Genomic DNA, 12381 nt, shown 5'->3' on the forward strand with positions numbered 1-12381 from the left:
TCTGAAAAACTCCTATCAGACCCTGATTCCACAGATTAAAAAACAGATTACACAGATAAACCCCGTTAGAGATCTACTTCTAAACGGGACAAAACAAATTTTTAATCTGTGTAATCTTTTCAAAATCTGTGTAATCAATAGTATTTAATGGCGTGCCCGGGGAGACTTGAACTCCCAACCATTGGGTTCGAAGCCCACTACTCTATCCTGTTGAGCTACGGGCACACATTTAAGAATTTAAAAGAAATATACAGGCATTGATTATATCTTCAGGGGAAATTGATTCCATACATTGCCTTTTTCCCAAAGGACACTGTGCTTTTTCACAGGGAGAGCAATTGAGCATACTTCTTACAACCACTGCCTTACCTCCTCTTGGTCCATATTTTGCCGCATCTGTTGGCCCAAATATACCAAGAACAGGGACATTCAGTGCATTTGCAAGGTGCATAAGGGCGGTATCATTTGATATAACAAGTCTGGATTTTTTAAGTACAGCTCCTGAGGTTTTTAAGTCTGCCTGTCCACTAAGATCAAAAGCCTTGTTTTTCATTTTTGAAAGTATATTTTCACAAATATGTTTTTCACTTTTTTCTCCAAGAAGAACTATATCAAAACCCATCTGTGTAAGATTATCTGCAACAGATGAGAAACTATCTTCCGGATATCTTTTTAAGGAACTTTTTGCTCCCGGGCAGATACAGATAAACCTCTTACTAAAAAGAGAATATTCATTAAGAATCTCCAAGGCTCTTTTTTCATTCTGTTTTGATATAACAACTCTGAGGTTAGCATTTTTTGTATCAAGTTTTAATTTTTTTAAAACCTCCAGTGACCTATCTACCGAATGAATATTTTTTTTACCCCCGCCATAATTGACGGCAAACCTTTTTGGAAATACAAGATAGGGAATTAGTGAATTTCTTAAATCAACCACAAGGTCAAACCTTTGCTTAAAAAGATTAAAAACAAGACAGGCTTTTCGTTTAAGTCCTATTTTTTTATTATAAGGAATTATTTTATATACATAAGGGTCATTTTCAAAGATTTCCCCTGCTCTTTCACCACATAAAACAAAAATCTTTGCTGAAGGAAATCTTGTATGTAAAATATCTATTATCGGTGTTGTAAGTATTGCATCCCCAATGTTTGTAAGAGTGATAAAAAGTATTTTCATATTTATATTATACCACTTTTGCCCCTGTCCACAAGAGCGGAATGTCGTTCCCCGATCTAATCTGAGCAAAGATACCATAAGACCTTATCGGTAGGTAGAATTTTGTATCTATCAAAGAAGTTTAACATTTCTTTTAATATGCTATAATAAACGATAGAGTCTAAAAGACGAGGAGGAATAATGGCAGAAAAAACCTTAAGTCTAACAAAAGAACTTTTACCGGAAAACCTAAGAAAGGTTTGCAATCCGAATATATTTAATTTTAATACAACACAGGAGGTTCAGCCTTTACATGGAACTATCGGACAGGAAAGAGGTGTTCATTCAATAGAATTTGGGCTTAATGTGCTGTCAAGGGGTTTTAATATATATGTGGCAGGACCTCTGGGTACAGGCAAAAGGTCCACAATAAAAGCCATTCTTAAAGAAAAAACAGAATCGCTTCCTGTTCCCGGTGACTGGATATATCTGAATAATTTTGAAGATCCTGATAAGCCGTTTGCTGTCCAATTATCAGCAGGTATGGGTAAGGTGTTTGTTTCTGATATGGACAACCTGATAGGACACTGCAAGGTGGAAATTCCAAAGGCGTTTGAAAGCGAAGAGTATGAAAAGCAAAAAACAGCAGTACTTCAGGAATATCAGAAAAAAAGAGAAGAATTTTTAAACCAGTTACAGCAGAAGGCAAAAGGCATTAATCTTTCTATCCAGATTACACCATCAGGTATTGTAACGGTTCCTATTGTTGACGGCAAACAGTTAAAACAAGAGGAGTTTGAGAACTTAAATGAAGAGCAAAAACAGCAGATAAGAACATCGGGTGAATCAATACAACAGGATATAAATATATTTATAAACAGGGTAAGAAAGATTGAACAAGAGACAAAGAATAAGATCACAGAGATGGATAAAAAGGTTGCACTTTTTGCGGTTGGACACCTTTTTGAGAGTTTAAAACAAAAATATTGTAATGAAAAAAAGATATGTGATTATCTTGAGAAGGTTCAAGATGATATTGTATCACACATAGATGAGTTTAAGCCATCTGATAAGGAACAGCATCAATTTTTGGGACTTGAAATGATGAAAGAAGAGGCATTTATATCAAGATATAAGGTAAATGTGTTTGTTGACAACAGTCAGTTAAAGGGTGCTCCTGTGGTGTTTGAACATAATCCTACATATTATAATCTTTTTGGAAGGATTGAGTATAAGGCGCATTTAGGTATGATGACAACAGATTTTAGTATGATAAAATCAGGCGCTATACACAGGGCAAACGGGGGTTTTCTTGTTGTTGAAGCATTGGAACTTCTTTTAAATTATTTCTCCTGGGATGCGTTAAAAAGAACACTAAGAAGCGAGCAATCTGAGATAGAAAATATCGGAGAACAGTTTAGAACATTTCCCGCTGCAAGTTTAAAACCCGAACCTATGCCTATAAATATAAAGGTTATATTGGTTGGCAACTACTATATTTATCAGTTGCTGTATCATCTTGATGAGGATTTTAGAAAACTTTTTAAGGTAAGGGCTGATTTTGATATAAATATGCCAAGATCAGAGGAAAATGAGAAAAACTATGTATCATTTATAAGCGCAAGGTGCAAAGAATCTAAACTTCTGCCATTTACTCCCTCTGCCTGTGCAGGTATTGTAGAATATGGTTCCTGGCTTGCAGAGTCCCAAGAAAAACTTTCAACAAGGTTTCTTGAACTATCAAACATTATAAACGAATCATCACACTGGGCTGTGACAGAGGGATGTAGTATTGTTGAGGCAAGGCATGTCAACAGGGCAATTGGTGAAAAAACATACAGAAGCAATATGGTAGAGGAAAAACTTTCTGAACACATAAAGTCCGGAGTTATATTAATAGATGTAACCGGAAGTATAGTAGGACAGGTAAATGGTATATCACTTATTGATATGGGGGATTATACATTTGGGAGACCATCAAGAATTACTGCAAGAACATATTCAGGACAGGCAGGGATAGTTAATATTGAAAGAGAAGTAAAACTAAGTGGACCAATACACAACAAAGGGGTGATGATACTTTCATCATACATTGCGGGTAAGTTTGCACAGGATAAAGTCTTGAATCTTTCTGCATCTATTGCATTTGAACAGATGTATGAAGAGATAGAAGGAGACAGCGCCTCAAGTGCTGAACTTTACGCACTTATATCAAGTCTTTCCGGCTTTGCAATAAGACAGGATATTGCTGTTACAGGTTCTGTAAATCAAAGAGGACAGATACAACCAGTTGGTGGTATAAACAGAAAAATAGAGGGATTTTTTGATACCTGTAAAATGAATGGCTTAACAGAAACACAGGGTGTTATTATGCCAAAACAGAATGTAAGGCACCTTATGTTAAGAACAGATGTTATAGAAGCAGTAAAACAGGGAAAGTTTCATATATATGCAATTGAAAATATTGAAGAAGGAATTGAATTGCTTACGGGCAAATTTGCTGGAAAGCCGGGCAAAAACAACCGTTATACCAATGGAACAGTATTCTATTCTGTGGATGAAAGATTAAGAGAGTTTTCAAGACAGGCTGAAAAGAAAAAGTCCAAGAAATAGATTTTTTAGTTTTATAAAATATTGCATTATTTAAAAATAAAGATTATAATATGGCACAGGAGTTTGTTACCCAACTGCCAAACCCAAATAGTCCATAGACATAGATTATGGACTGTAAGTTTAAATTTTTCCCTGTTGTTGTTCAGCCGATTTTAATTTCTATCTATAAATTTTAAATTAAGATGGAATGGGGTTGTGGTGTTCACGGGCCCCTTAATACTGCATATGAATTAGAACTGAATATTACATATTTTCTCACCCTGACAAAAGCCATTCTTTTAAGAATATAACCTTCAACAATGTGATTACAAATTATTCCCCTTTATAGAAAGGGAATTATAGCAAAATATTTAACCTTTGAAACTTAAGGAGAGCATCTTAAATGAAAATTGTCTTAATAGATGGCAACAACCTTTGTTATAAAGCATATTATGCGATACATAATCTTTCTACCTCATCGGGAATGCCTACAAATGCAATATATGGAATGTTCATAACACTGAGGAAACTAATTTCCGAAGGAAAACCCGATGCGATTGCAGTATGTATGGATTCAAAAGGTCCTACCTTAAGACAGGAACAGTTTGTTTTTTATAAGAAAAGCAGAAAGCCTATCCCGGCTGACCTTTTAAAACAGATGCCTTATATTAAAAAAATGATGGAATTGTTAGGTATAAAAACCATAGAAATGAAAGGATATGAGGCGGATGATATAATAGGTTCTTTGACAAAAAAAGCAGTCTGTTATGGATTAGATGTTGAGATTATATCTTCGGATAAGGATCTGCTACAACTTGTAGGGGAAAATGTTTTGGTAAGAAAAGAGCAGGAAAAGCCCCCGATGGATGAACAGGCCGTCAGAGAGGTCTATGGTATTTCTCCTTCACTTATCCCTGATTATCTTGCACTTGTCGGGGATAGGATAGATGATATACCGGGTGTTCCAGGAATAGGACCAAAGGCTGCAAAAGAACTTATTTTAGGATACGGAACAATTGAAAATATACTTTCAAATGTAGAAAACATCCCCAACCCGAGGGTAAAGCAGGCACTGAATAATTTTAAGGAGCAGGCAATAATTTCAAAACAACTTACCCATCTTATTGATATAGATATAGATTTTAATATCCATGAATTTCTGTTAAAAGAGCAGAAAAAAGGTGAATTGCTTGAATTTTTAAGGCAGATGGAGTTTAGAACATTTCTTACAGAATATTCCAATAAAAACAACAAAGAGATTTTTTTCCAGAAAGTGAAAACACAAGATATAGCAAAAGATGTTGAAGAAATTCTTTCCTGTGCAGGGGTATCTGTTATGTTCAGTGAGAAAATAGGTTGTGCATTTTCAATTCCATCTTCAAAAACTTTTTTCTTTGAAATAACAGATATAGATTTATGCTTGAAAATATTTAATTCTCACCTTCCCAAGTATGGATATAATTTTAAAGACATAATTAAGTTTTTGATGGATAAGAATGCAAATATCCAAAATATTGCAGGAGACTTATTGATAGAAACACACCTTTTAAGAGGAAACAGAGGTGCGCCGGGTGTAAATGAAATTGCTGCTGAATATCTTTTAGAAAACCCTGTATCCTGTTCCGAGCAATGGGAAAAGATTTGTTATTGTGCAGATGCCATATCAAGGGTTCATAAAAAAATAAGGAAACTGATTAAAGAAGAGGGAATGGAAAGACTTCTTCTTGATATTGAGATTCCTCTTACGCTTACGCTTGCAAGAGCAGAAAAAGCAGGAGTATGTCTTGATACAGAATTGTTAACTGGATTAGGAAAAAATATTGAGGATAGAATCAATAAAATAAAAATTCAGATGTGTGAAGAAGCAGGTATTGATTTTAATCCTAATTCACCCAAACAGGTATCTGATGTGCTGTTTAATAGATTAAAATTGCCGGCAAAAAAGAAGACCAAAACCGGTTATTCAACAGATGCACAGGTGCTATTGGAGCTTTCTGAAAATACTCCATTTGTCCGAACACTTCTTGAGTACAGGCAGACAAAAATTTATTCTACATACATTGAACAGTTATCTTCTTCAAGAAACACATCAACAGGATGTATCCACACACTTTTAAGCCAGACAGATACCGCAACAGGAAGGCTTTCAAGTTCTGAGCCAAACCTTCAAAATATCCCGATTAAGACAGAGGTAGGGCGTCAGATAAGAAGGTGTTTTATTCCAAAATCGCAGAACAGATGTTTTATTTCTGCCGATTATTCGCAAGTGGAATTAAGGGTGCTGGCACATTTCAGTAAAGATGAAAACCTTATCAGCGCATTTAGCCAGGGTTTAGATATACACTGTGCAACTGCCAAACTTATATACGGGACCAATAAGATTAATGATTCTATGAGAAGTTTTGCAAAAACTATAAACTTCGGCATTATATATGGAATAAGCCCGTATGGGCTTTCAAAAGAGTTGAAGATATCTGTAGAAGAAGCAGAGGGATTTATCAGTGCATATTTTGAAAAATACTCAGGTGTTAGGAATTATATAAACAATTTTATCAAGTGTGCATATACCGACGGTTTTGTGAGAACACTTTTTGGAAGAAAAAGATTTATACCTGAATTAAAAAATTCTGAACAACAGATAAGGCAGTTAGGAGAAAGAATAGCAATAAACACACCCCTGCAGGGAAGTGCCGCTGAAATTATAAAAATTGCAATGATAAAATTAGATTCACATTTACAAAAAGAAAGACTTGGTGCATCTATTGTTCTTCAGGTTCATGATGAACTGTTATTAGACGCCCCGCAGGATATAGCAAAAGATGTTTGTAGGGCTGTAAAAAATATTATGGAAAATGCTGTTAATATAAGTGTCCCGCTAAGGGCGGATGTGAAGGTTGGGAAAAACTGGTTGGAGATGCAAACAGTATAACTAATAACACAGACGGAAAAATGATAAAGGTTTTATATTGTGCATCAGAGGCAGTTCCTTTTGTCAAAACAGGCGGGCTTGGGGATGTTGCAGGTTCACTGCCAAGATTTATAAAAGCACAAGGTGTTGACCCTGTTAGAAATAAAAAATTTCTAAACGGGGTTGACCCCGTTAGAAATAAAAAATTTCTAAACGGGGTTGATATAAGAATGGCAATCCCTTATCACAAAAAATTCATCAGTAAGAATTATTTAACAAAAGAGGTTTCACCTGGTATTTATCAGGGTTGGGAAAAAAATGTGCCTGTATATTTTATAGACCAGCCCCAATATTTTGACCGTGGCGGTATGTATGGAGATGAGAAGGGTGATTATACTGATAATTTGGAAAGATTTGTTGCATTTTGTGAAGAAATTCTTAAAATAGTCAATAACACTGGTTTTATTCCTGATATAATACACTGCAATGATTGGCAGACTGCGCTGATACCTGTTTTTATTGCCGACCGTTCAAAGTCCGATAAAATCCTTTCTTCAATAAAAACAATCTTGACGATACACAATATGAGTTATCAGGGTATTTTCCCGTTAAAAGATGCCGACAGGATTAAGGTGAGCAGGGAATTTTTTACATCCCATGCGCTTGAATATGATGGCAGACTCAATCTTTTAAAAGCGGGGATATTATATTCTGATTTTATTACAGCAGTAAGTCCGACCTACGCAAAAGAGATACAAACACAGGAACTAGGGTTTGGATTAGATGGAGTGCTTAAAAAAAGAAGCAACAAAATTTTTGGGATTCTCAACGGCATTTATAATATTAAATGGGACCCTCAGAAAGATAAAGCAATAAAACAAAATTATAGTAGCGAGGATATTCTGTTAAGAAAAATCAATAAAGAATTTTTACAAAAAATCTGCGGTCTTGAGGTTTCTGACAGACCATTGGCTGGAATGGTTGCCCGCCTGGTAGAACAAAAGGGATTGGATATCTTAATACCTGCTATTCCAAAACTTATTGAACAGGGCTGGCAGGTTGTCGTATTAGGCACAGGCATGGAAAATTATCATCACCTTCTTCGTAATCTTACAGAGCAGTACTGTAAAAATTTTTTTGTTGCATTAAGATTTGATGATATTTTCGCAAGACAGATATATGCAGGAAGCGATGTTTTTATTGTTCCTTCAAGGTATGAGCCTTGCGGAATAAGTCATATGATTGCAGCAAGGTATGGGGCCGTTCCTGTGGTAAGAAAAACAGGAGGACTTGCCGATACTGTCCAAGATATTTCACTGCGGGATTTAAGTTCCACACATATGCGGGGTTTGGGTTTTGTTTTTAATGATTATAGTGCAGATGTATTCTCTAACTGCATGCAGAGGGCAAAAAATGCTTTTCAGGACAAGCCAGCGTGGAATGAGATTATAAAAAAGAATATGCAAGAGGATTTTTCATGGGAGTATTCCGCAAAAGAATACGTAGGGATATATAATAGATCAGTAAGCCCTTAAGTAGCAATTCAAGTTGTTCTCCACAAATATGGTATCAAGATTTTATTTATGAAAATAATAGGGTTAACAGGTTGTATAGGTTCAGGGAAAACAACGGTTGCAAAAATTTTAAAAAGGCTTGGAGCGCAGATTATAGAAGCAGATGCTGTCTCGCATCAGCTCATCCAGCCAACGCACACAGGGCCCTTAAATGCATGGAAAAAGGTAGTAAAGATTTTTGGCACAGATATACTTTCTGCCGATAATAGAATTGACAGGAAAAAACTTTCTGAGATTGTATTTTCTAACCCTTCTTGTTTAAGGAAATTAGAATCTATCCTTCATCCTATGATTATAAATAATATAAAAAAACAGATTTTATATTTTAAAAAACAATCGGCAAGTTTTATTGTTATTGAAGCTCCTCTTTTAATAGAAACCGGCCTTGATAAAATTGTTGATAAAATAATAGTTGTAAAAACCCCGCAAGATATAAGATTAAGAAGAGTGTCCAAAAAACTTAAAATCACCATCAAAGATGTAAAAGAAAGAGAAAAACATCAATTAACACAGAAACAAAAACTGAAATATGCAGATTTTGTTATAGATAATTCAGGAAGCATTAAAGAAACAAGAAAACAAGTGGAAAAAATAGTAGGTAGTATTGTAGGAGGTAGTAGGTAGGAGGATGATTGGCACTCCATAGGACATAGTCCATCGACTATGGACTAAGTTCATTCCCTATCTACTACCTACTATTCCCTGCCTACTATGTTTAAGGAGAAATATGGAAATAGATATAACCAAACTTCAGGGGATGAAGATTTCGGGGCTTACAAAGATAGCAAAGGAATTGCATATCAGTGGTACAACAAGCATTAAAAAACAGGACCTTGTTTTTAAAATTCTTCAAACACAGGCTGAAAAAGAAGGATTTATGTTTGGACAGGGCGTTCTTGAGATATTGCCCGATGGTTTTGGATTTTTAAGAAGCCCTAAATATAATTATCTTCCCAGTCCGGATGATATTTATATATCACCTTCGCAGATAAGAAGGTTTAATCTCTTAACAGGAGACACAGTAAGCGGACAGATGAGGCCCCCCAAAGAGGGAGAAAAATATTTTGCATTACTTAAAGTTAAAGCAGTGAATGATTCTGATCCTGAATTGTCAAAAGATATTCCGCTTTTTGATAATCTTATTCCACTGTATCCGCATGAAAGATTAGTCTTAGAAGTACAATCAGAAGAAGTGTCAACAAGAATAATAAATCTTCTTACCCCCATTGGTAAAGGGCAGAGGGGTCTGATAGTTGCTCCTCCGTATAGTGGTAAGACTGTTCTTCTTCAAAAAATAGCAAATGCAATAACAACAAATCATGAAGAGGTCTATCTGATAGTTCTTCTTATAGACGAAAGGCCTGAGGAAGTTACGGATATGCAAAGGTCTGTAAAAGGAGAGGTGATAAGCTCTACATTTGATGAGCCTGCTGAACGACATGTCCAGATTGCAGAGATAGTTCTTGAAAAGGCAAAAAGGCTTGTTGAACATAAAAAGGATGTGGTAATTCTTCTTGATAGTATTACCCGTCTTGCACGCGCATATAACACAGTTGTTCCACCTTCCGGGAAACTGCTTTCAGGCGGTGTTGATGCAAACGCACTTCACAAACCGAAAAGGTTTTTTGGTGCCGCAAGGTCTATTGAAGAAGGGGGAAGCCTTACAATCCTTGCAACTGCTCTGATAGATACAGGTTCTCGTATGGATGAGGTAATATTTGAAGAGTTTAAAGGCACAGGAAATATGGAACTAACACTGGACAGGTCCCTTTTCCAGAGAAGGATTTATCCAGCAATTGATATAAAAAAGTCAAACACAAGAAAAGAGGAGCTTTTACTTACCCCAGAGGAATTAAGGCTGATGTGGGTATTAAGAAAGGTATTAAATGAGATGAACGGTATTGAGGCGATGGAGGCTCTTGCAAATAGATTAAAAAAGACTAAAACCAATGCAGAGTTTTTAAAGAATATTACACAGGGGTTGTGAATGTGATACAATATTTTGGGGTCTGATGAGGTTTCTAAATAATAAAAAGGAGCGATATGAAAGAAAAAATACATCCCATGTTAAAAGAAACAACAATAACCTGTGTGTGCGGGAATGTTATAAGGACACGCTCTACAAAAGAAAATATAAGAGTAGAAATATGTAGCAGTTGTCATCCTTTTTATACGGGCAAACAAAAATTTATTGATACCGCAGGACGCATAGATAGATTCAAAAAAAAGTATGGAAAAAAGCCTTGAAGAAACTACAAAAAAGTATTTTGAAGGTCTTTTAAACAGAATAAAAGAAATTGACGCTCTGTTCTCCGGCGGAACCTCTGATACATCTTCTTATATAAATCTTGCGAAGGAAAAAAATAAAATCCTTCCCTTGGTTGAAACATACAACAGGTTCTGCTCTATTTGTAGACAGTATGAAGATACAGAGCAATTACTTTCAACTGTTCAAGAAGACCAACAGATTATCGAACTTGCCAGAGAAGAATTAACAAGCCTTCAAAATGAAAAGGCAGAGATTCTTACAAAACTTGAAGATTTTCTCATCGGTGAAAAAAAGGAAGAGAATCAGAATATTATACTTGAGATAAGGGCCGGAACAGGAGGGGCAGAAGCAGCACTTTTTGTTGCCGACCTTTGCCGTATGTATAACAGATATGCACAATCAAAAGGCTGGAAGTGGGAATCTATGGATACACACCCTTCGGAGTTTGGCGGATTAAAAGAGGTGGTTATTAGTATAGAGGGTGAAAGTGTCTATAACCTGATGAAGCATGAAAGCGGTGTGCACAGAGTCCAGAGGGTTCCGGTTACAGAGGCAGGCGGCAGGATACATACTTCTACTGCAAGCGTGGCTGTTATGCAGGAGGCAGAAGATATAGATATAAAAATAGATCCTAAAGATATAAAAATAGATGTTTATCGTTCAGGTGGTAAGGGTGGACAGGGTGTAAATACAACAGATTCTGCTGTTCGTCTTACACATGTCCCCAGTAAGATGGTTGTAACCTGCCAGGATGAAAGGTCGCAATTGAAAAATAAAAACAGGGCAATGAAAGTATTAAGGGCAAGGCTATATGATTTATATAAAAAAGAACAGGAAAAAGAACTTGCAAAAACAAGAAAATTGCAGATTGGAAGTGCAGAAAGAAGTGAAAAAATAAGGACATATAATTTTTCCGAACACAGAATAACAGACCATAGAATTGGGCTAACAGCTTATAGGCTACAGGAAGTAATGGACGGGAATCTTGATATAATATTAGAACCCCTTCTTACTTTTGCAAGAGAAGAGCAGTTGAAAAAAATTTTAGTATGATTCAAACTCCAATTAATGTTGTCCAAGAGGGAACGGGGCTTCTTTCTGATGTAGATGGAATAAAAAATCCTGAACAGGAGGCCGCTTTTTTATTCAGAGAATTGTTTGGAGAAGAATATTGTTTTTTTGAGGGAGAAATTTTAAAATCCCGTTATTCTAAATATATTGAATATATAAATAAAAGAAGAGCTCTTTACCCTATCCAATATATAACCGGAAAGGCATATTTTGATGATATAATTTATGAGGTTGGCGAGGGAGTTTTTATACCGAGGCAGGATACAGAATTACTTATAGAAGAAGCAGTAAGGGTTTATAAAGGCGGTAACATACTTGATATATGCACAGGCTGTGGCAATATAGCCATTAGTCTTGCAAAAAGATTTAAGGAAAGCAGAATATTTGCAACTGATATATCACAGAAGGCAATCTCTTGTGCAAAAAAAAATGCACACAGGATCCTTCCCTGTTATGATATAAGATGGATGTGTACAAATTTGTGGAATGGAATAAGCAATACAAAATTTTCTCTTATTGTCTCAAATCCGCCTTACCTTTCATCAAAGGATTTGTTAAATATTCCGGATAATGTCAAAAAAGAACCCATAACAGCATTATATGGCGGGAAAAACGGGTGTGTAATCATTAAAAGAATAATAAAAAAGGCATGGCAGATGTTAGAAGACGGCGGTTATATTCTGATTGAGATAGGAGATAATCACAAAATAGATGTTTTAAGTATGGCAGAAGGAACAAAACGGTACAAAAGATTTTATACAATAAAAAATTTATTCGGTATTGACAGGATATTGTGCTTACGGGGCTGAAT

Annotated in this window: 9 protein-coding genes and 1 tRNA gene; 8 read left to right on the forward strand and 2 right to left on the reverse strand. The window is 35.7% G+C overall.

Features of this window, described 5'->3' with window-relative positions; translation table 11 throughout:
- Positions 1-148: 148 nt before the first annotated feature.
- Positions 149-225: transfer RNA gene (locus B9J78_00300), tRNA-Arg, on the reverse strand.
- A gap of 4 nt (positions 226-229) precedes the next feature.
- Positions 230-1255: a hypothetical protein gene (locus tag B9J78_00305; protein ID MBA2123380.1), complete on the reverse strand. Its 1026-nt coding sequence runs from the start codon at positions 1253-1255 to the stop codon at positions 230-232.
- A gap of 102 nt (positions 1256-1357) precedes the next feature.
- Between B9J78_00305 and B9J78_00310 the strand changes: the two genes are divergently transcribed.
- The 8 genes from B9J78_00310 (at position 1358) to B9J78_00345 (ending at position 12379) form a co-directional block, all read left to right on the forward strand.
- Entirely contained in the window at positions 1358-3769 is a 2412-nt protein-coding gene (locus B9J78_00310) for an ATP-dependent protease (GenBank protein ID MBA2123381.1), read from the forward strand.
- 382 nt (positions 3770-4151) lie between these two features.
- Positions 4152-6677: a DNA polymerase I gene (locus B9J78_00315; GenBank protein MBA2123382.1), complete on the forward strand. Its 2526-nt coding sequence runs from the start codon at positions 4152-4154 to the stop codon at positions 6675-6677.
- A gap of 20 nt (positions 6678-6697) precedes the next feature.
- Positions 6698-8191, forward strand: coding sequence for a hypothetical protein (locus B9J78_00320; GenBank protein ID MBA2123383.1), 1494 nt, complete (start codon positions 6698-6700; stop codon positions 8189-8191).
- Between the two features lie 48 nt (positions 8192-8239).
- Positions 8240-8854: a dephospho-CoA kinase gene (locus B9J78_00325; protein MBA2123384.1), complete on the forward strand. Its 615-nt coding sequence runs from the start codon at positions 8240-8242 to the stop codon at positions 8852-8854.
- A gap of 109 nt (positions 8855-8963) precedes the next feature.
- A complete protein-coding gene (locus B9J78_00330; GenBank protein ID MBA2123385.1) occupies positions 8964-10217 on the forward strand; it encodes a transcription termination factor Rho in 1254 nt (417 codons plus the stop codon).
- A 56-nt stretch (positions 10218-10273) separates the two neighbouring features.
- The gene (locus tag B9J78_00335) at positions 10274-10477 is read left to right on the forward strand and encodes a 50S ribosomal protein L31 (protein MBA2123386.1); all 204 of its coding nucleotides are present in this window, start codon (positions 10274-10276) and stop codon (positions 10475-10477) included.
- Positions 10461-11552, forward strand: coding sequence for a peptide chain release factor 1 (locus B9J78_00340; protein ID MBA2123387.1), 1092 nt, complete (start codon positions 10461-10463; stop codon positions 11550-11552). Before B9J78_00335 ends, B9J78_00340 begins: the two co-directional genes overlap by 17 nt.
- A complete protein-coding gene (locus B9J78_00345; GenBank protein MBA2123388.1) occupies positions 11549-12379 on the forward strand; it encodes a protein-(glutamine-N5) methyltransferase, release factor-specific in 831 nt (276 codons plus the stop codon). Before B9J78_00340 ends, B9J78_00345 begins: the two co-directional genes overlap by 4 nt.
- The last annotated feature ends 2 nt before the right edge of the window (positions 12380-12381 follow it).

Source organism: bacterium Unc6 (assembly GCA_013626165.1).
In the GTDB taxonomy this organism is placed as follows: domain Bacteria; phylum Omnitrophota; class Gorgyraeia; order Velesiimonadales; family Velesiimonadaceae; genus Velesiimonas; species Velesiimonas alkalicola.